19 protein-coding genes, 1 pseudogene and 2 riboswitches are annotated in these 21,380 nt (G+C 29.3%); of the genes and pseudogenes, 14 read left to right on the forward strand and 6 right to left on the reverse strand.

Going from position 1 to position 21,380, the window contains the following annotated elements:
- Positions 1–558 precede the first annotated feature (558 nt).
- Positions 559–1,122 (reverse strand): hypothetical protein, encoded by a 564-nt coding sequence (locus tag AB4Y15_RS00460; protein ID WP_427337749.1) that lies wholly within the window; start codon positions 1,120–1,122, stop codon positions 559–561.
- A gap of 236 nt (positions 1,123–1,358) precedes the next feature.
- Here AB4Y15_RS00460 and AB4Y15_RS00465 point away from each other — a divergent pair.
- The 6 genes and pseudogenes from AB4Y15_RS00465 to AB4Y15_RS00490 form a co-directional block, all read left to right on the forward strand.
- Positions 1,359–1,697 (forward strand): annotated as a pseudogene (locus tag AB4Y15_RS00465) (heavy-metal-associated domain-containing protein); the annotation flags it as partial.
- A 141-nt stretch (positions 1,698–1,838) separates the two neighbouring features.
- Complete coding sequence (locus tag AB4Y15_RS00470; RefSeq protein ID WP_427338130.1) at positions 1,839–3,680, forward strand: copper-translocating P-type ATPase; 1,842 nt, start codon at positions 1,839–1,841, stop codon at positions 3,678–3,680.
- Positions 3,681–3,807: 127 nt separating this feature from the next.
- Entirely contained in the window at positions 3,808–4,017 is a 210-nt protein-coding gene (locus AB4Y15_RS00475; protein ID WP_427337750.1) for a heavy-metal-associated domain-containing protein, read from the forward strand.
- A 16-nt stretch (positions 4,018–4,033) separates the two neighbouring features.
- Complete coding sequence (locus tag AB4Y15_RS00480) at positions 4,034–4,297, forward strand: metal-sensing transcriptional repressor (RefSeq protein WP_427337751.1); 264 nt, start codon at positions 4,034–4,036, stop codon at positions 4,295–4,297.
- A gap of 130 nt (positions 4,298–4,427) precedes the next feature.
- Positions 4,428–4,585: riboswitch (M-box (ykoK) riboswitch) on the forward strand.
- 220 nt (positions 4,586–4,805) lie between these two features.
- The gene (gene mgtE, locus AB4Y15_RS00485) at positions 4,806–6,140 is read left to right on the forward strand and encodes a magnesium transporter (RefSeq protein ID WP_427337752.1); all 1,335 of its coding nucleotides are present in this window, start codon (positions 4,806–4,808) and stop codon (positions 6,138–6,140) included.
- 139 nt (positions 6,141–6,279) lie between these two features.
- Positions 6,280–7,737 carry an aminotransferase class I/II-fold pyridoxal phosphate-dependent enzyme gene (locus AB4Y15_RS00490; RefSeq protein WP_427338132.1) on the forward strand — a complete coding sequence of 486 codons (1,458 nt, stop codon included), beginning with the start codon at positions 6,280–6,282 and terminating at the stop codon, positions 7,735–7,737.
- An 89-nt stretch (positions 7,738–7,826) separates the two neighbouring features.
- Here AB4Y15_RS00490 and AB4Y15_RS00495 read toward each other — a convergent pair whose 3' ends face one another.
- Complete coding sequence (locus AB4Y15_RS00495; RefSeq protein WP_427337753.1) at positions 7,827–9,626, reverse strand: heme NO-binding domain-containing protein; 1,800 nt, start codon at positions 9,624–9,626, stop codon at positions 7,827–7,829.
- A gap of 194 nt (positions 9,627–9,820) precedes the next feature.
- Between AB4Y15_RS00495 and AB4Y15_RS00500 the strand changes: the two genes are divergently transcribed.
- On the forward strand, positions 9,821–11,260 hold the full coding sequence (locus tag AB4Y15_RS00500) for an N-acetylmuramoyl-L-alanine amidase (RefSeq protein WP_427337754.1): 1,440 nt from the start codon (positions 9,821–9,823) through the stop codon (positions 11,258–11,260).
- A gap of 122 nt (positions 11,261–11,382) precedes the next feature.
- The gene (locus AB4Y15_RS00505; RefSeq protein WP_427337755.1) at positions 11,383–11,667 is read left to right on the forward strand and encodes a Veg family protein; all 285 of its coding nucleotides are present in this window, start codon (positions 11,383–11,385) and stop codon (positions 11,665–11,667) included.
- A gap of 170 nt (positions 11,668–11,837) precedes the next feature.
- Here the strand turns inward: AB4Y15_RS00505 and AB4Y15_RS00510 are convergent, their stop codons facing one another.
- Together AB4Y15_RS00510 and AB4Y15_RS00515 are read right to left on the reverse strand one after the other, a co-directional pair.
- On the reverse strand, positions 11,838–12,344 hold the full coding sequence (locus AB4Y15_RS00510) for a hypothetical protein (protein WP_427337756.1): 507 nt from the start codon (positions 12,342–12,344) through the stop codon (positions 11,838–11,840).
- 17 nt (positions 12,345–12,361) lie between these two features.
- A complete protein-coding gene (locus tag AB4Y15_RS00515) occupies positions 12,362–12,919 on the reverse strand; it encodes a zinc metalloprotease (protein ID WP_427337757.1) in 558 nt (185 codons plus the stop codon).
- 902 nt (positions 12,920–13,821) lie between these two features.
- Between AB4Y15_RS00515 and AB4Y15_RS00520 the strand changes: the two genes are divergently transcribed.
- The gene (locus AB4Y15_RS00520; protein ID WP_427337758.1) at positions 13,822–14,625 is read left to right on the forward strand and encodes a L,D-transpeptidase family protein; all 804 of its coding nucleotides are present in this window, start codon (positions 13,822–13,824) and stop codon (positions 14,623–14,625) included.
- Between the two features lie 80 nt (positions 14,626–14,705).
- On the opposite strand, the gene AB4Y15_RS00525 is transcribed toward AB4Y15_RS00520, so the two are convergent.
- On the reverse strand, positions 14,706–15,197 hold the full coding sequence (locus tag AB4Y15_RS00525; RefSeq protein WP_427337759.1) for a hypothetical protein: 492 nt from the start codon (positions 15,195–15,197) through the stop codon (positions 14,706–14,708).
- 203 nt (positions 15,198–15,400) lie between these two features.
- Here AB4Y15_RS00525 and AB4Y15_RS00530 point away from each other — a divergent pair, with 203 nt between their 5' ends.
- Genes AB4Y15_RS00530 through AB4Y15_RS00545 form a run of 4 tightly spaced genes read left to right on the forward strand, consistent with a single transcriptional unit; the run spans position 15,401 to position 18,467 of the window.
- Positions 15,401–15,931, forward strand: a complete 531-nt coding sequence (locus tag AB4Y15_RS00530) for a signal peptidase I (RefSeq protein WP_427337760.1) — start codon at positions 15,401–15,403, stop codon at positions 15,929–15,931.
- A gap of 3 nt (positions 15,932–15,934) precedes the next feature.
- Positions 15,935–16,471 (forward strand): TasA family protein, encoded by a 537-nt coding sequence (locus AB4Y15_RS00535; RefSeq protein WP_427337762.1) that lies wholly within the window; start codon positions 15,935–15,937, stop codon positions 16,469–16,471.
- A gap of 55 nt (positions 16,472–16,526) precedes the next feature.
- Positions 16,527–17,768: an S-layer homology domain-containing protein gene (locus AB4Y15_RS00540; protein WP_427337764.1), complete on the forward strand. Its 1,242-nt coding sequence runs from the start codon at positions 16,527–16,529 to the stop codon at positions 17,766–17,768.
- A 48-nt stretch (positions 17,769–17,816) separates the two neighbouring features.
- A complete protein-coding gene (locus AB4Y15_RS00545; RefSeq protein ID WP_427337766.1) occupies positions 17,817–18,467 on the forward strand; it encodes a hypothetical protein in 651 nt (216 codons plus the stop codon).
- A gap of 49 nt (positions 18,468–18,516) precedes the next feature.
- On the opposite strand, the gene AB4Y15_RS00550 is transcribed toward AB4Y15_RS00545, so the two are convergent.
- Positions 18,517–20,052 carry a Na+/H+ antiporter NhaC family protein gene (locus AB4Y15_RS00550; protein WP_427337768.1) on the reverse strand — a complete coding sequence of 512 codons (1,536 nt, stop codon included), beginning with the start codon at positions 20,050–20,052 and terminating at the stop codon, positions 18,517–18,519.
- Positions 20,053–20,278: 226 nt separating this feature from the next.
- A riboswitch (Lysine riboswitch) is annotated at positions 20,279–20,462 on the reverse strand.
- 371 nt (positions 20,463–20,833) lie between these two features.
- Here AB4Y15_RS00550 and AB4Y15_RS00555 point away from each other — a divergent pair.
- A complete protein-coding gene (locus AB4Y15_RS00555; RefSeq protein WP_427337769.1) occupies positions 20,834–21,373 on the forward strand; it encodes a helix-turn-helix domain-containing protein in 540 nt (179 codons plus the stop codon).
- The last annotated feature ends 7 nt before the right edge of the window (positions 21,374–21,380 follow it).

The following is a 21,380-nucleotide window of genomic DNA, read 5'->3' on the forward strand; positions in this document are numbered from 1 at the left end:
AGAATTATGTTTAGAAAATACCCTTATAGGGTATATAAATTAATAAAGATAAACTTATATATGAAAATAAAGTTATTGCTTATGCATAAGGCTTGTTTTCATAATAGTTATGATAGGAGGATAGTAATGAAGGTAGAAATAACACAAGTGGCTCAAGAGAAATTAAAAGAAATAATGGATGAAAAAGGAGCAGCATCTCAAAGTGTAAGGATATATATTGCAGGCTTTGGATGAGGTGGTCCAAGTTTTGGGCTTGCTCTGGATGAGCAGAAAGAAAATGACGAAAGCTATACAGTAGGGGATATTAAATTTGTAGCAGATAAAGATGTTACTTCTCAATTTGATTATTTCAATATCGATTATTTAAATGACTGGTTAAGAAGAGGATTTTATATTACTACAAATGGAGGATATTCTTCTTGTTAATTTAAAGGCAGAACCTTTTGGTTCTGCTCTTTTTCTTTTGAAAATAATTTTAAATATAATTTCCATTTATGGATATGGGCAAAATCTTCCTTATAATTTATTTAAATCGAAGATTTTATTCTAAATATAAAATTATTTTTTAAAAATAGTATATACAAAAACGTCAATTCCATCTATATTTTCTGCTGTAGCTTGTAGTTTGAAATTTGGATTTAATCCATTTACAAATGCTTCTTTCCAAGTCCTATCTAAATCGTATATTATACTATAATTTATTCTGCACTCTCTCCAGGTATCAATTAAAACCTGTTTTTTTACATAGAATTTTATTATATTATTGTCTTTATAAGTTATATTATAACTGTTGTTTAAACTTTCTTCGAAGTTATAATCTTTAATTACTTTATAAATATCTTCTGCCGATTTTATATTGCAATTTTCCTTTATTTTTTTTCCCCAATTATAACCATGATGTTCATATACATATGTTGTCAATTCTAATCCTGCTCTTTTCCAATTATTTAATGCGGCTTTTACTAATTTTAAATAGTTATTCTTTTTATTTTCCTCAAGAAGAGTAAATTTCTTAATTAGTGGGTTGATAACATCATTTGGGAAATTGATTTTGAACACTTTTATTATACTATTTTCCATGTCTTTCAAAAGTTCTAGTCTTATATTTTCGTTATTATGCAAAATATCACCTTCTTGTAATACATAAATGAATAGCTTTATTGTTAGACTATTTTTAAATCTATTTTTATGGTAACCAGAAATTTATTAAATATCATGCAAAAAATTATTTGATTAAAAGAAAGTAGTATGCTACAATAAAAATACACCCCACATGGGGAGGGGTAGAAAGGAGGATATTGATGGATTATAAAAAAATAACTTTAAAAATAGAAGGTATGACCTGAGCATCTTGTGCTAAAAGGGTAGAGGATGCTCTATCAGGATTAAATGGTGTGAAATCAGCAGTTGTAAATCTTATTGCTGAAAAGGCTACTATAGAGTATGATTCAAAAGTACTTAATATAGAAGATATAGTTAAATCTATTGAAAAAACGGGATATAAAGTGCCAACTAGAAATGTTAAGCTTAAAGTTGAAGGTATGACTTGTGCTGCTTGTTCTGCAAGAGTAGAGAAAGCATTAAACAAAATAGATGAGGTAAAAAATGCAAATGTAAATCTTACAATGGAAAAAGCAACTATTGAAATTTATGAAGGAGCCATTGAAGTTACAGAACTTATTAGAGTTATAGAAAGAGCAGGCTATAAAGCTTTTGAAGAAAATAAAAAAGATGAAGAAGATAGTAAAAAAAGAGAGAAGGAAATAAATCATTTAAGAAGACTTTTTATAGCATCTGTAATATTAAGTATTCCGTTATTATCGACAATGTTCTTTCATATGGCAGGAATACACACTATATTAGACAATGGATATGTACAGCTTGCATTGGCTACTCCAGTACAATTTATTATTGGATATAGGTTTTATAAAGGGGCTTATCACTCTTTAAAAGGTGGAGGAGCCAATATGGATGTTTTAGTGGCTTTAGGTACTTCATCAGCGTATTTTTATAGCCTTTATAATTTGATTGTAGGAGTTAAAGAATATTATTTTGAAGCATCTGCAGTTATTATAACTTTAATTCTATTAGGAAAGATGCTAGAAGCGATTGCTAAAGGTAGAACATCTGAAGCCATAAAGAAACTTATGAATCTGCAAGCTAAAACGGCTAGAGTAATAAGAGATGGAAAAGAATTAGACATACCTGTAGAAGAAGTTGTGGTTGGAGATATTGTAGTAGTACGTCCTGGAGAAAAGATTCCTGTTGATGGTGTTGTTATTGAAGGGAATTCTTCTGTAGATGAGTCGATGCTTACAGGAGAGAGTATTCCTGTAGACAAAAAAGAAGGGGACGAAGTTATAGGAGCTACAATAAATAAACATGGAACATTTAAATTTAAGGCTACAAAGATAGGGAAAGATACAGTATTATCACAGATAATCAAATTAGTAGAAGAAGCTCAAGGTTCAAAAGCTCCTGTACAGAGATTGGCTGATAAGGTAGCAGGTATATTTGTACCAGCTGTTATAGGGATAGCTGTTCTAACTTTTGTAATATGGTACTTTGTAAATGGAGATTTTGCTAATGCTTTAATTAATGCAGTAGCGGTATTAGTTATAGCTTGTCCTTGTGCATTAGGGCTTGCAACTCCAACTGCTATAATGGTTGGTACAGGTAAAGGTGCAGAAAATGGTATACTGATAAAAGGAGGAGAATATCTAGAAAAAGCACATCAGATAAATACACTAGTATTTGACAAAACAGGAACTATAACAAAAGGTGAACCAGAAGTAACAGATATAATAAGTTTTAATAAATCAAAAGAAGATATTTTAAAGTTTGCAGCAATTGCCGAAAAAGCATCTGAACATCCTTTAGGGCAAGCTATTGTAAAAAAAGGTGAAGAAAGTGGTATAAAATTGATTGACCCAGAAAGGTTTAATGCAATACCGGGTCATGGTATATTTGCGGTTGTAGAAGGTAATGAGATATATTTGGGTAATAGAAAATTAATGAAAGACAAAAACATTGACATAAAAGATATTGAAGATGAAATTGTAAATCTTGAAAATCAAGGTAAAACTGCAATGATATTATCGGTAAATGGTAGAGTAGAAGGAATTATAGCTGTTGCAGATACAGTAAAAGAACATTCTAGGGAAGCTATTAAAGAGCTTAAATCAATGGGTATAGAAGTTTATATGATTACAGGAGATAATGAAAGAACTGCTAAAGCCATAGCTAGAGAGGTAGGTATAGAAAATGTAATAGCTGAAGTTTTACCTGAACATAAAGCACAGGAGGTAGAAAAATTAAAAGCACAAGGTAAAAAAGTAGGTATGGTTGGTGATGGTATTAATGATGCTCCAGCTTTGGCAAAAGCTGATATTGGTTTTGCTATTGGTACGGGTACAGATGTCGCCATAGAAGCTGCTGATATAACCTTGATGAAAGGTGATTTGAGAGGTATAGTATTAGCTATTAGATTAAGCAGAAAAACTATGAGGACTATAAAACAGAATCTTTTCTGGGCGTTTTTCTATAACACTGCAGGAATTCCTTTAGCTGCTTTAGGATTTTTAAATCCTATGATAGCTGGTGCAGCTATGGCTTTTAGTTCTGTTTCAGTAGTATCAAATTCTCTAAGATTAAAAAGATTTAAAGGACAAAATCTTTGATTAAAATAAATTTAAGGAAGATTTTGCCTATATCCATTGCGGAAATTATATTTAAAACTATCCACAATTTAATAAGGAATAATAATTTCCTATGGATTATAAAAAAATAAAAGAAAGGGTGTATCTTATGAAAAAAGTATTATTTATTGAGGGAATGAGTTGTAATCACTGCGTTATGGCAGTAAAAAAAGCTTTAGGTGAAGTCGAAGGAGTGGCATCAGTAGAAGTAGATTTAGAAAGTAAAAAGGCAGTAGTTGAACTTTCTAAAGAAGTAGAAGAAAATATATTAAAGGATGCAGTAACTAAAGCAGGATATGAAGTTGTAAATATTCAATAGTATGGGGAGAAATGCTATGAATGAAGGTAGAAGAAAAGCATTAAATTTGCTTAAAACTTCAAAAGGTCAGATTGAAGGTATAATAAGAATGATTGAAGAAGACAGATATTGTGTTGATATCTCTAAGCAAATACTCGCTGTTCAAGCGTTGCTTAAAAAGGCAAACTTGAACATAATAGATCAGCATATAAAACATTGTGTAAAAGAAGCTGTTCTTAAAGGAGAAGGTGACGAAAAAATTGATGAAATTATTAACATATTAGATAAATATGTAAAGTAGAAAGAACAAAGTTACAAATGTGTAGACAAAATATAGATACTAATTACGGTTGCGGCTTTAAGCCGCATTTTTTTCTTGCATTTATCCATATTTTCGAATATGATATAAGTATACTTAAATATAATTTTAATATGAACCTGGTTAGGAGAGGCTACTATATAGAAATACGCCACTGCCCAGAAACATCCAGAGATGCCAATGGGTAAACAGGGATAATCGAGAAGGTTATACCTAATGTGGCTGGGTTAAACCCTAAGCTATATAGAGCTAAAACCCAACAGGTGAAAGGCATACCCTTCACTTGTTGGAGGGTTTTTTTGATGTATTAAAATAATATTTTTCTGTAATACTATAATTGCTTGTTAAATCGAAGATTTTGTTTTGAAAGGGTGGTGATGGTTATGGACTCTGGTCCTATACCTGGGATTAACTTTAAAAAATTTATATCAAGAGGAGCCATAACCTTGCCACTTAGGAGTGTGTGGCTCTTCTAAAAGGAGGGAGATAAATGAAGGAAAGAATTACCAAACTTATAAACGAAAAAAGATATGTTGAAGCCAAAAAAGAAGTCACAAAACTGAATGTAGTAGACATTGCAGAACTTTTGGAAGAGCTGGATAAAAATTCGTATTTAATATTATTTAGAATATTACCTAAGGACATGGCGGCTGAGGTATTTTCATATTTATCATATGAACAGCAGAGATATATTATAGATTCGATAACAGACAAAGAGATAAAAAATATAGTAGATGAGTTGTTTTTTGACGATATGATAGATATTATAGAAGAGATGCCAGCAAATGTTGTAAAGAAAATACTTAAAAATACAAAAGAAGAAGAAAGACTATTAATTAATCAGTTTCTAAATTATCCAGAGAATTCAGCTGGAAGTCTTATGACAATAGAGTATGTTGACCTTAAAAAAGAAATGACAGTAAAAGAAGCAATAGAACATATAAAAAAGACGGGCGTTGATAAAGAAACTATATATACTTGTTATGTTACAGATAAAAATAGAAAACTAGAAGGATTAGTATCTTTGAGAAAATTAGTTATAAGTGATGATGATAAAACAGTCGACGAAATAATGGAGAGAGATATAATATATGTAAATACTCATGATGACCAAGAAGAGATAGCTTATCTATTTAAAAAGTATGATTTAATGGCAATTCCTGTTGTTGATAAAGAAGGTAGGTTAACAGGTATTATTACAATTGACGATATAGTTGATGTTATCGAGCAAGAAAATACAGAGGACTTTCAAAAAATGGCAGCAATGTCTCCATCAGAAGAAGAATATCTTGAAACTAGTACTTTGTCATTAGCAAAACATAGGATTACATGGCTTTTAATCCTTATGATATCTGCTACTTTTACAGGAAGTATTATTAGAAGATTTGAAGAAGTATTACAGTCTGTTGTTATATTAGCTGCATATATTCCTATGCTTATGGATACGGGAGGAAATGCTGGAGCTCAAGCTTCTACATTGATAATAAGAGGGATGGCTTTAGGTGAGATAGAAATAAAAGATATTTTGAAAGTTATCTGGAAAGAATTGAGAGTTAGCACAGTAGTAGGAGTTATTTTGTCCTTAGTGAATTTTATGAGAATTTATTTTATAGATAAAGTTAGTTTAAAAGTTGCAATAACTGTATGCTCAACATTGTTTTTTACTGTTGTTCTAGCTAAAATAGTTGGAGCTATGCTTCCAATAGGAGCGAGAAAATTGAAATTAGACCCAGCTATTATGGCTAGTCCTTTAATAACTACAATTGTAGATGCGGTTGCATTAATACTATATTTTTCAATGGCGTCATGGATAATGGGATTATAAAAGGGGGATTTGCCCCCTTTTTTTTCTAAAATAAAACAAGTACAATTTAATGTTTTAAAACGAAATTTTTTTCTTGTCTTGACATAAAAAAAGTACTAATGTAAAATTTGGTCTAAGTAAATTTATTTAATTAGAGGTGATGAAATTGGTTCTAGATCAAAATAAAACGCCGTTATTTGATGCATTGAAAGAATATCATGAAAGAAATGTTATTCCATTTGATGTTCCAGGGCATAAACATGGTAAAGGTTTAAAAGAATTTGCTGACTTTGTTGGTAATAAAGTATTAGAAATAGATGTTAATTCAATGAAGCCACTTGATAATGTTAGTAATCCAATTGGAGTAATAAAAGAGGCTGAAGAGTTAGCAGCTGAAGCATATTGGGCTGACCATGCATTTTTTCTTGTTAACGGTACTACATCAGGAGTACAGGCAATGATTATGAGTGTTTGCATGCCTGGCGATAAAATTATATTACCGAGAAATGCACATAAATCGGCAATAAATGGGCTTATATTAAGTGGAGCACAACCTGTATATATACAGCCTGAAATAAATAATACTCTTGGGCTTGCCATGGGAGTATCTTTAGAGAGCGTAGAGAAGGCAATAGCTAAACATCCAGATGCTAAGGCTATATTTTTAATAAACCCAACATATTATGGAGCTACATCAGATATTAAAGAGATAGTGAAATTAGCACATAAGCATGGTATGGCAGTTTTAGTTGATGAAGCACATGGAGCACATTTTAAGTTTCATCCAGAATTGCCGTGTGATGCAATGGAATTAGGAGCGGATATGTGTGCTGTTAGTATTCATAAAACTGGAGGTTCATTAACTCAAAGTTCGCTTTTATTGTTGAAAGAGGGATTAATTGAGAAGAAAACGGTTAGAACCGTAATAAATCTTATGCAGACAACTAGTGCGTCATATTTACTTATGTCAAGTATAGATGTGGCAAGGAAAATGCTGGCAGTACATGGAGAAGAAGTACTTACTAGAGTATTAAAGCTCTGTAGAGATGCGAGAAACGAAATAAATAATATAGATGGATTATATGCCTTTGGTAAGGAGTTAGTAGGAACACCTGGAGTTTATGACTTCGATGAAACCAAGTTGGGTATAAATGTTACAGGACTTGGTATTACAGGATTTGAGGCTTATGATATATTGAGAGACGAATATAATATACAAGTTGAATTGGGAGACGTTTTTAATATATTAGCTATAGTAAGTGTTGGAGATACTGAAGAATCTTTAAATGCATTAGTTGAAGCACTTAGAAGTATGAGTGTAAAATATAAAGGCAATAAAAAGAGATATGAAAATGTCATGTTAGAAAATCCTGAAGTAATAGTTTCACCAAGAGATGCATTTTATAGCAGTAAGAAAGTTGTAAGATTAGAGGATGCTGAGGGAGAAATAAGTGGTGAATCAATTATGGTTTATCCTCCAGGAATTCCTATCGTAACTCCTGGTGAGAGAATTAGTAGAGAAATAATCGAGTATATAAAATTATTAAAGAGTCAACATAGTTTATTGCAGGGAACAGAAGATCCTTATGTAGAATATATTAAGGTATTGGGAATGTAGTTAGAGACTGTTGTTTTTATTTTCACAGATTTTAAAAAATAAGTTTGTCAATAGTCTGTAAATCTAAAAATCTGCCATTTGGCAGATTTTTAGATTTTGTATTTTGATAAATCCTTTTTAAATTCATCTGTAACTTTTTTAAATTCATCAATATAATCCATCATTTTCTGTATTTCTTGTGTATAAGTTGTAACATTTGCACTAACTTCTTCTGAAGAAGCAGAATTTTCTTCGGCTATAGCAGCTAAAGCTTCTATATTTGATGAAACCTTATTAATAGATTTTGTTTCTTGTGTTAACTGATCTATCATTTCTATAAGAGATTGAGAAACATCTTGTATTGCTAAAACTACACTATAGTTATCACTTGCTACTTTTGATAATTTATTGTTTTCATCGACTAAAACCATATACTGTTTTTCAATTTGCTGTACAAGAATATTAATATCATTAATAAATGTTAATAAATTATTATTTATATCATTTACTGCTTTTTTAGATTGTTCTGCTAAAGTCCTTATTTCTTGAGCTACAACAGAAAAACCTTTACCCATCTCTCCAGCTCTTGAAGCTTCTATTGATGCATTTAGAGCTAAAAGATTAGTCTGATCTGAAATAGCTTCAACTGTTTCTACAATTTTATTTACATTTTTAGCTTTTTCTTGGAGTTTTAGTCCACTTTCTTTTACTTTAGAGAATTCGTGTAAAACAGATTCCAAGCTGACAGAAGTATTTTTTAGTTCCTTATATCCATTATCTATTTTATTTACAGTATCTAGTAGAATATTTTTGTTTTTATTTTCTTTATTAACAATATCATTTAAAGTTTTTATATTATTATTTAACAAGTATGCAGCTGTTTCAGTTTCCTGTGCTTGGTTGATTGCTCCTTCAGCAACCTGTTCAACAACTTCAGAAATTTCATTAGAAGTATTGTCCATATTTTTTGAAATTTCATTAAATTTATTGCTAAATACATTAAGTTCATCAGTCATGCCTTTAAAGCCTACAAAATCACTTTTAAGTATACTGATATATTCATTTAAACTTTCGTTTATATCTTCAAACATATCTTTAGTAACAATTTTTACTTCTTCAGAGAAATTTCTTTCTTTTAACTGTTCCAATCTAGATAAAATACTCTTTTTAGGTAAAAACAATAAGCTTGATATAAAATAAGGAACAATAAAACTCCAGATTAACCAAAATAATTTTGTTGAAATATGGCTTGTACTCTCTATAAATAATATAGGCAAACCTATTAAAATAGAGCATGCAACTGCAATTTTTAATTCTATTTTTTTAATAAAACCGAATGACAATAATCTATTTGGTAGATAAGATTTATAATAATAAATTTCTTTTGGGAAGGTTATATGTAATTTTGTAAAGTCATTTCTTTTTTCAAGTATATCTATTGATATATTTTCATTAAAATATTCTGCTGCACCTTCTATTAGTCCGTGTAGATATCCAAACATTCCTCTAGGAGAACTGTATGTCATTTCGGCAGATTTTTTACCTACTGCTTTGACATTTAAAATAGGAGGTTTTGCTCCCGGTATTTTTTCTGTCATAACTACATGAACATCATACATAGATTTTAAAAATGAATATAAGTTTTCATGTTGAAAGAAAGCTGGATAATCTTGAGAGAAAGTTTTTATGTTGTCTTTACCTATTTCTTTCCAAACGTCATATGTAGTTTTATTTAATTTTTCAGCGATGTATTCTACGATTTTTTTAGGATAGCTATCTTCAACATCTTCAGTTGGTTTAAATATTTTATTAGGGTCTAAACCTGCATTTGAAATTGCTTCATTTGTAAGATCATCACCATAAAGTTTTCTAGAAGTTTTAATCCAAGTAGAAACTATTGTACCTTTCATATCAATTAAATCCCTCCTTAAAAAATATGCAAAATATGTTTACTTCTAAAGTAAACATATTTAATTATTTAAAATATTTATATAATTCACGACAAACTTTATCTATACATACTATATATTATACCAACCTATATTTCAAGTAGACTAAAATATTACTTTTATGTACTTAAGTCTGCACAAAGGGGTGACAATAATTGATTGATGATAGATTTATATATTTGAAAATATATTCTAGTAGTGAAAAGAGAATTATCATAAAAAAGTTAGAGGAAACTGTGAAATGTGTAGTAGCAGCTCAGATTCCTAATTCTATTGAAAACATACATCCAGAGTTTGTAAAAGTTCAAGTAATACTGGCTAGAACAAATTTGGTAAGAAAAATGAGAATGTTTGGTGGAGAAGGATGCTTAAAATATTCAGGCTGTGATATATGTGATGAAGGGCATTGTATTGCTATTTCATATGAAGATGAACTTAAGGAGAAATGGGAGAACAGATATAATAGTATAATGAGAGCTATTGAAGATAGCATCAAAGCTACAGAGGGATTAGTAATAACTATGAATAATAGACCTATAATAGCAAAATTCCATAATACGTGTGGAGGTTCTACTGAAAACTCAGAAAATGTTATAGGAAATAGAGTAATGTATTTGAGGAAAGTGTTATGTGATTATTGTTTAAATTCTTCTAATTGGGAAGGATATAAGGAAATTCCGATAGAAGAAATTGAAGAGAAACTAAAAGTAAGGTTTCCAAATTTGACACCAACGCTAAAAATTGATATGAAGGGTTTTATAGAGGAAATAGACAGAGATGAGGATGGAAGAATAACAAGCATAAAAATAGGTGGAAAGGTGTTTAAAGGTATTGAAGTTAAGGAAATATTGGAGCTTGATTCTACTAGATTCAGTATCGCACCTAAGATACTTGGGGTCAAAACTCGCGGACAAGGAGATGGTTTAGGACTTTGTCAGCATGGAGCAAATCAAATGGCTTTAATGGGTTTTAAGTTTGAAGATATTATAAATTATTATTTTACAGGTGTTGAAATTAAAAAAATTTGGGAACCGTGTATAAAAAAGCCTTTAAAAGAGAGAATATTAGTAATTGACCCTGGACACGGGGGAGATGATAATGTCGGAGTGAAAGGCCCTGGTGGATTGATGGAGAAGGATGTGGTTTTAAAAATAAGTAAAAGATTAAAAGAGCTTTTAGAAAATTTAGGAGCGACAGTTTATTTAACTAGAGATGAGGATGAGTATGTATCTTTAAATAGAAGGGCAGAATTAGCTAATAAAATCAGGCCCAATTTTTTTATAAGTATTCATCTTAACTCTTTTTCTAATTCATTAATTCGAGGGTGTGAAATGTATTACTACAAAGGGGATAGGGAAAGTCGGAGATTAGCTGAATGTATTATCAATAGTATGGTAAAAAATCTTGATGTAATAAATAGAGGGATAAAAACGGCAGCCTTTTTCCTTCTAAGAGAGGTAGGTACAAGTTCGCTTCATATAGATATTGATTATGTAACTAATCCTGAGGTTGAAAAGCTACTCCAAAATAATGAATATATCGATAAAATAGCAGAATCTATTACTCAAGGTATAGTGGAATATTATAAGTTTTAGAGAATATGATGAGGATTATTGTGTTAATTAGCCGAATTTAGAATTTGACAAACTTAATTAAAACTAGTATAATTAATTATTTGACTTTTTTGTGACAATATGATAATATTTATATGTATATTTTGAAAGAAGGTGATTGCTTGGTAGAAAAGAATTCTCTTGATAAGATTAGGGAGAATGTTAAGTCTTATGTTGGAGAAAAAGTAAGATTGAAGGCTAACAAGGGCAGAAAGAAGACGACTATAAGAGAAGGTGTATTAGAGAGTGTTTATCCAAGCATATTCGTAGTAAAGATTGATGGAGGGTATAATACAGTAAGACGAGTATCATATAGCTATTCAGATATACTTACAGAGACAGTTGAAGTAATAGTATGCAGAAATGAGAAGAAAATACAAATTAGTTAATTAATAATTAAGTAAACCGCCATATTCTGGCGGATTTACTTTTTTATGGTATGCCGGGCATGCGTAACAACTAGGTGGTGAAAGTTCACTGTGACTGTGGGGGTTAACATGCCAATACCCATAATCTTTTGTTGTTCTCAAAAATGGGGGAAATTTTAGAGGTAGTTATTTTATGGTTTTATTTTTTCTTTTAATTCTTTTTCAAATTGATAAATATCTTTCAACTCCTTAGGCTTGACCATATTATATACCTTTCCGTTATTAATGCAATATTTTCCATTTACTCCACCTACCATTACTAATTTACCATTTTTAGATTTTCTTAAAAAAAGGATATATTTCTTGCCCTTTTGCATTAATGGATGATTATCGATAATCATTTTTTCATTTCCATCCTGAGTTACTATTAATTCTTTTGCTTTTATCATGTCTTTTGGTATTTTATAATATTTTGTTACAACAAAGACGTAATCCGTTAAAGGAATATCCTTATGTTCTCCTATCATATATTCTTTAATTTTTTCTGCTATTTCACCCTTGACAATTATATCTGAATTCTGGATAGTTGTATCTAAATCATATATAGGGTAAATTGCAGAGATTTTTGTTTTTTGTGAACATCCATACAGTAAAATGGAAACTAATATGGTTATTAGGAAAAGTTTGTTTTTATTCATTTTTTTACCTCCCATTATTATTTATATATTAATCCAAATCCAATATTATCTTCATTAGTAACGTTTCTTATTCCATTAGCGTAGCCATACATTAACTTATCATCATTTTTTGGTTCATATAAATCATCTAGACCAAAAACATGACCTATTTCATGTGCTGCAATTGTAATCCATTCAGCTTTAGTGTATTTATCTTTATAATACTCATTAAATTTTATACTCCATCTATTGGGATGTTGTTGCTGTACATAATAAAAAGTACATAATCCTACCCATGTAACGCTATCGTCAATTACGTCGTCAATATAGTTAAATGAGTTAGATACTTTTTCTATATTAAAATCTATGTTAGTTTCATACTCAAATTTCCAAATTCCAAGCTCAAAAATTTCATTCCAATATAAATTACTTCCACCTGAAATGTAATCAGTATTTTTAGATTCCCAATGGCTTCCTTTGTATAAATATCCTAAATCTTCACTTCCAAAAGGGTCTAATTCATGTGCTAATATTACATTAGAATAAACCGTTAATATTATAATTATACATAAGCATAAAATAGTTTTTCTCTTCATACCTAAAACCTCCCATAATTATTGAGTATTGTCAAAGATTTTCATATAATCTTCAATTTATTGATTTATCTAAAATTATATTAATTATCACCTCCCTAAAATTTAATTATTATCCAGTTACAAAGCCCTGCAATCGTTTATGAAACTATAATTATTTAATATATTTTATTTCAAAGAGTTTAATCTGTAATAATTTTTTTTAAGAACTTTATATATACTTAGGCTTTTTGAACAATATATCGGTATTAGTTCATTAATTTTTATTAAGTTCTATCAGAAATGCTTTTAAAATATTGCTTGTCCTAGAATTTGTCCTCTTTAAAATCTTTGATTATTAAAAAAATTTATTATGAATTATATTTTATCTAATATAGATTATACATACATATATATGGAATGTAAAATATTTTTTTCTTATAATGTAATTAAATTTATATACAAGTAAAAATTGGTTAAAACAATGAAGCATAGTATCTTGTTCTAGTAGCAAAATCTTCTTTATGCAATGCAGTAAATAGCAATATTGCTATTCCTAGAATGGAATAGTTGCTGAAAGTATAGAAAAAACAATTAGAAATCTAGGAATATTAGGTAAGATGAGTACTAATATTACTAAATTATGAGTAGATAAATCGAGTAAGAGGTATATGATTAAATCATCTATTTCCTACTTAATTAGGAAAGTTAATAGTCTCTAGTTAGCGACTATTAGTTTTTTGTTGTTTGCTATTCGATTGTCGAAAAGCGAAGTACCAATAGTTAATAGACAATAAATAATTTTAAATTTTCCATTTTCAATTTTAAATTTAATCTTATAATTTTATATAATATTAGTCTAAATAATTTAGTATAATAAATAAAAAAACTTCTATGTTTGAGTACATAATAAAGGGGATGGCCTAATGGGGAAGAATCTGATATTTATTATAATTTTGTCAATCGTGTTGTTGACTGGTTGTAAAGAAAGTGTATTAAAACAATCTAATATAATTGAAACTTCTAAAGCAGATGAAATTGAAAATGAAGAAAATATTGAAAAAGATAAGGAGCAAAAAGATGAAAAAGAAGCTACAGAAGAAGAAGCAAAAATATTTATTGGACAAGCTCTAGATACTATAGATAGGGATGGTTTTATTGAAGTGTATAAAGAAAAAGATGAAAAGAGTAGTATTATATATAGGCTTAAAGATTACGAAGAAGTTAAATTATTGGAAACTTTACCTTATGGATGGTTTAAAGTAATGCTAAATGATGGAAGAATAGGTTTCGCTGATGCAAGATATATAAGAGCTAAAGAGATACCTCCTCATCAGTATAATGAAAAAACTAAAGGGTATGTTTTGATTTTTAATAATGATGAACAAATATTAAGAATTTATAAAGATGGAGAATTGATAAAAAAATCTTTAGCATCTAGTGGTACATGGGATCACTTTACACCAAAAGGTATATTTAAGATAGAAGAGGGAAGAAGAGGAAAATGGTTTTATACTCCTAGATTCAAGCAGGGAGGTAAATACTGGGTTGGTTTTAAGGGAACGTATTTATTCCATTCTGTTCCTTTCACTGAAGATGGTAAGATAATAGAAGAAGAGAAAGAAAAATTAGGTACACCAGCTAGTCATGGCTGTATAAGACTTCCTGTTGATGTAGCTAAATATATTTATGAAAACATTCCTGCAGACTCTTTAGTGTTGATATATTAATGTATGATTGTTCATTCAGAAGAGATGATAGCAAAACAGCCTTTTAACTCTGAATAAAAGAGTTAAAGGCTGTTTTTAGTCTAATATCGTGAAATATCTTTTTGTAGTCTTTCTATAGCGTTTAAATCTTTACTTTTAAATAAAATGACCATATTCTTTTTGTTATATATCTTGTAGTAAGTCTTATCATTTTTAAATTGTGTGTAATACAAATTAATAAGGGATATTTCTAAATTTTTTTCGAATTGAAAAAGACCAGACTTAGAATTAACTAAATTATCAAATGTATTTTTGGCATCTTTTACTGTCTTGAATGTAAGCATAATAAAATCAACTTCTGAATTGTCAAAATTTATTTTTTTCCCTATAGCATTTTTTATATTATTAGAGTCGTAATAGTTTGAAATATCTAAATCAGAATATTTATAATCTAGATTAGTATTTATATGTTTTTCTGCCTTTTCAATATTTTTCAAGAAATTAAATTCGAGTACAAACATATCACTATATATGTACTTATAAATTAAAATAATTGATAAAATTACAACGATTAAACTGATAATCTTTTTCATCTCTATTCTCCTTCCTAAATATTTCTATATAGAATAGTAATATTAAATACCTTTTTTTATATTCTTGTTTATTTTAAATTTTCCTTTATAAATATAGAAGAATTTGTAAATAACATACAATTTTTTTATATTATAAGAGTATGAATAATAAAAAAACTTGGACATATAATGTAATGTAATATACAAGGACAAGAGGGATTTTTATGAGAGAAAAAATTTTAAGGTGGATATGGAATATAGTAGTATTTCTCTTGATAGCATCTATATTATCACTATTTTATACAGGGATAAAACATAAAAATGATAAAAATTATATACCTTCAGTTTTTGGAATAAAATTTATGACTGTTCTATCTGGAAGTATGCAGCCTAATGTTGAAGTTGGGGATTTAGTTGTTATAAGGCCTATAGTACCTAAAAAAATAAAAAAAGGAGATATTATTACATACAGATTAACTGACAATATATTTATTACACATAGAGTTATAGGTATCATACACGATAACAATGAGTGTTTATTTATAACTAAAGGTGATGCTAATAACGTTAAAGATGATGAAAAAATTAATTCTGGTCAACTGGTAGGTAAAGTATTTTTAGTTATTCCTAATGGAGGATATATACTTTATTTTTTGAAAAAATCAATAGTTTTTACTTTTTTAATATTAATATTATTAATTATATTTATAAGAGGTGAAATAAAAATATTTTATCTTAAGAAAGGAGGAGTTTAACATTTGAAAAAAAGATTAGTTTTAATAATGCTATTAATAGGTTTATTGGCTTTTGGAATAGGGATGGGAACATATGCATGGTTTACAAGTAGTGTTGTAAGCACAGATAATGTATTTAAAACTGGTACATTAAAAATAAAAAATCCTGGCAATGGAGTGTTTGCTACAGGAATATTAGACGTTAAAAATATTTATCCAGGATGGGTTGGAGAAAAGAGTATAACAATAGAAAATGCAGGGACACTAGATTTTAAATTCAAGTTAATCAATGTAACTTTAAAATCTTCTAATGATGATAATGGAATATTATATAATGGTAATCCTAGTCTTGAAATAAGTTTTGATAATCAAACATGGTATAGAGTTAGTGAAATAAGAGATTATAACTTTGGGCAGATAACTACTGATCAAGGTACAAAAACTATTAACGTCTACTACAAATTGCCAAGTGATGCTGGAAACAGTTATCAGGGGAAATCTGCTACTTTAGAATTTAATTTCATAGCTACACAAATAGAAAATACGGGTTGGTCAGAATAGTATTGGTTGCATAGAAACATCGATATATGAGGTGGTGAAAGAAACAACTTAAATAATGAAAATATTAACTAAAAATATAATATGTAAGTTTTTGATATTAATAATTGTAATAAGCTCGATACTGTTTGTAAATCAAAGTATTGTTCATGGAGAGAATACTCCTGATGTTATATTATACATACATGGAGAAAAGTCTATTGGAGGACCGATATTCCATCAAAGGGGAAATTTGGTTGATGAGTATTTAGCTCCTGGGGTTACAGTTTCAGGAACTTTAAGGATTTATAATAATTATTCAGAGAGAATAAAAGTAAAAAATTTAGCGTTGACAATAAAGTTAGAGAAATCACAAGGGGATAAATACTATCAAGTTAAGGATGAAAATTTATACAAAGTGTTTGCAAAGAATATGAAGTTAACTATTAAAAGAGGAAAAATGCTGATATTTACTAAAACTATATATAATAAAAGTTTTTATGAAATGATATATAAGAAAAATAATGAAGATTACAAGGGATATGATTTACCTGTATTAGACCGTTTTAATATAAATAAAAATGATTATATAGATTTAGAATACATAGTACATATGAATGAAAAAGCAGGAAATGAATTGCAGGGTATAAAAGCAACTGTGAATTTCCTTATAAATGTAAATGAAAACCCTGTTTATCAAGGTGGTTCTGATTATAATCCGCCAAGTAGTGGAAAAGGGTCAGAAGATGAAAAAGAGACAGGGCAGAAAACTAATGAGGAATTTATTGATATTGAAGGACATTGGGCAAAAAACTGTATTCAAGCACTTATAGAACATAATATAATAAAAGGCTATCCTGATAAAACGATAAGACCTGACAATTTTATAACAAGAGCTGAAGCAGCTGTTCTTATTTGTAGAGCTTTAAGCTTAGAAGAAAAAAATAAACTTTTTACTGGTTATATAGACTCTATACCTAAATGGGCTAGAGGTTATGTAATAGCAGCGACAGAAAAAGGTATATTTGAGGGATATCCTGGTAGAATTTTTAAGCCTAATAATAAAATCACTAGACAAGAGATGGTAACTGTGCTAATGAGAGGCTTTAATAAAAAATTGAAAAAAGAAATAGAAATTAATTTTGAAGATGAAGACGATATTCAAGATTGGGCATTAGGGCATGTGAAAGCGGGAATATATCATAAAATAATAGAAGGTTATCCAGACAATACTTTTAAACCGAATAATAGTATTACAAGGGCTGAAGTATTTACTATGATATGTAAGCTATTAAAATATCATGATAAGCATGCAAAGTAGATTTTTAGAAATGATAACCAAGCCAAATGAGGTGATAGTAAATTAAAAATGAAAAAAAGTAAAAAACAAAAAGTAAGTAAAACTATCTTAAAAGTGATAGGATTTATTACTACAGGGATTTTAATATCTATGATTTTATCAATAAATATGGATACATATTCTTGGTTTACAAGTAAAACGGCATACGATATGAATGTAACTGCAGCTACAACTGATGATATATTGGAAGAAATAGAAATTGAGAAAATCAATCCAGAAGAGATTATACTTAAAAAGAATTTAATAGATATAGAACCAGTAATATATTTTAGTGTAGAGGGAGAGATATCAGAATATATTTTACACATAAATCCAATAAGACTTAAAACTCACGAGCGGTATATAATACCTATTAATGTAACTGTAAATTTACAACAGATTATGGATTTACTAATGAAGAATAAAAAGCGAATTTATGGTACAATAAAAATTAAATATTTGAATGAATATATTGATGAAGAGAGAAATATAGAATTTACTAGAGAATATCTTTTAACGAAGCTTCTTAATAGATTAGGTATACAATATTTAGATGTAGATAATGAATATGAAAAGGAAGAATATTTGAAAAAAGTAATGATGTATATAGCTGAAGAAGGAGAATTGCAGAGTAACGAGTTTTATAAAACCGTAATTGAAGAAGTGTATGGAAACGAGTAAAAATTAGGCTAACAGTCAGCGGATGATGACTGTTAGCCAATAATTTTGTTTATTCTTCAGTAACTTTACTACCGAAGAAGTATAATATACCAAACAATACTATTGTACCAATTGAAAGTGAAATATAAGGGTTAATACCGAAGCCGACAGGGATAAACCCTACTAAAATGGCTACTAGTGCTACTGTTAAGGCATAAGGTAATTGTGTTTTTACATGTGCTATATGATCGCACGCACTAGAAATTGATGACATAATAGTTGTATCGGAAATAGGAGAACAGTGGTCTCCAAAAACAGCGCCAGTTAATACGGCTCCGATAGTAGGAATTAATAATTCAGTACCTCCTAATTGTACAGCTAGAGGTATAGCCAAAGGCATAACTATAGAATTAGCTCCCCAAGATGTACCAGTTGAGAACGCGATTACTGCTGGTATTATAAACATCATTAGAGGGAGTAAATAAGGCGGAAGCGAACTTTTTGCAATATTAGCTATAAACTCAGCTGCTCCAAGCTTATCGTTAATTCCTCCCAAAGACCAAGCTAATATTAATATTATAGATGCAGTTGTCATAGATTTAACACCAGACACCCATGCATCCATAATTTCTTTTAATGATAATAATCTTTGTAACAGAGTCATAATAACAGCAATTAAAGTTCCTCCAAAAGAAGCCCATAGCAAAACTACACTAGAATCGGCGTTTTCAAAAGCATCTTTTATAGAGCCACTTTCAAGACCTCCACCATTAATATATAAACCTACTATTGTTATTAATAAAACTGAAAGAATAGGGATTACTGCATTATACCATCTTTCATATTTTATATTTGAATTAAATGTTGACACTTCATCAGAAACTAGAGGTGTAGCATTATCATCTAATACTTTTCCTGTCTTATATGTCCTTTTTTCAGCTCTAGCCATGGCTCCAAAATCGCGTCCCGTAAATATTATTATTAGAACAAAAACTAAAGCTAACAAACTATAAAATCTATATGGTATTGTTTGTAAAAATACACTATATGCATTTAAATCTATATTAATTTTAGCCAAGCTATCTCTTATTAATCCAGTTTCAAAACCAACCCATGTTGATATTAATGCTATACTTGCAACTGGAGCAGCAGTTGAGTCAACAATATAAGCTAATTTTTCTCTAGAAATTTTCATCTTATCAGTAATACTTCTCATAGTATTACCAACGATTAAAGAATTGGCATAGTCATCAAAGAAAATCAACATACCCATTAACCAAGTTGCAAACAATGTAGACTTGTTATTTTTTGCTTTTGAAACTATAAGGTTAGCAATTCCATTTGTACCTCCATTTTTACTTAAAATACTTATAAGCCCTCCTATAGAAAGGCAGAAAATTAAAATAGATGCATTCCAAGTATCAGCTAATGAACCAACAATATATGTGTTTAACGTTTTTGCAAAACCAATTAGTGGATTAAATCCGGCTAAAATAGTAGCACCAATGAAAACAGATATAAATAGCGATAAAAGAACTTCTTGAGTAATCCATGAAAGGATTATTGCTATTATTGCTGGTATAATTGAAAGCCATCCATATTGCATAAATATTCCTCCTTTGTATTTATTAATTCGTATTTAGCTATTCGTTATTTGCTATTCGAAAAGCGAGAAGCTAGTAGCCAATAATTAATTTTAAATTTTACATTTTCAATTTTTAATTTCTTGCATCTGTTTCCTGTTTTTAGATAATAAAAAAACACCTGATAGGCTTATCAGGTGCTACTTTCAAAAAAAGCATAGACCAAGCCCATCCCTCCTTTTTTGCCCAGTGTGAGATAGCGCTCCATCAGGATATCGGGCAATTATCCTGATGACAGTCCTACACCTATTCGATGCAGGCCCAGCCTTAGATTTTGGATATCTAAGACTTCGGCGACAGCTCCTTTCACTATATTTCATAGGCTTCCGGCCTCCATATAGCTACTCTTAGATGTCGCGCCTCTACCTCACCCCTTTGAGGGATGAGGTCATATTAAGTTGTGATATATTATAATCTAACATGTATAAATATAAAAGTCAACAGTTAATTGTTGGGAGAGAGAAATTAATAAATTATTAACTAATTAACTATTGACATTTAAAAAAAAAGTAGTATATTTATTATATGTAAACTTAAAGTTTAGTTTTATAATCCATATGAAATTATATATCTTATTAAATATAGATAAGAACAGGTGTAATTTCCGTTTATGGATTTCAACAAAATTCACCTAAATTTATTTAAACGGAAATTTTGTTATTAAATTAATGATAAAATTTTTTTGTCATTCAGTTTAGCATTTTTAAACTTTTCATATAGTATTATTTGATTAGGGGTGTGATTGTGGATATTGGTAATAAAATAAAAAGGTTAAGAATGTTGAATGGGTTGACTCAGCAAGAACTAGCTCAAAGATGTGATTTAACCAAAGGTTTCATATCACAAATTGAGAGGAATTTGACATCACCGTCCATTGCAACATTAATGGATATATTAGAAGCTCTAGGAACTGATATTAGGAACTTTTTTAATGAAGTTGAGAATGATAAAGTTGTGTATACAAAAGAGGATATATTTTCAAGCGAAAACGAAGAATTAGGGCATATTATCGAATGGCTTATTCCTAATGCACAAAAGAATAACATGGAGCCTATACTTCTTACGTTAGAAAGTGGAGGAAAGAGTAATGTAGAGAATCCCCACGAAGGAGAAGAATTTGGATATGTTTTATCGGGAAGTATTTATTTAAATTTAGGGGATAACAAATATAAGGTGAATAAGGGAGAAAGTTTTTATTTTAAGTCAGATAAGAAGCATTTTATTGAAAATAGTTTTAAGAGAAAAGCTGTTGTACTTTGGGTAACTTGTCCACCGAGTTTTTAATAAGATA

This window comes from Caloranaerobacter longqiensis (assembly GCF_050286925.1).
In the GTDB taxonomy this organism is placed as follows: Bacteria; Bacillota; Clostridia; order Tissierellales; family Thermohalobacteraceae; genus Caloranaerobacter.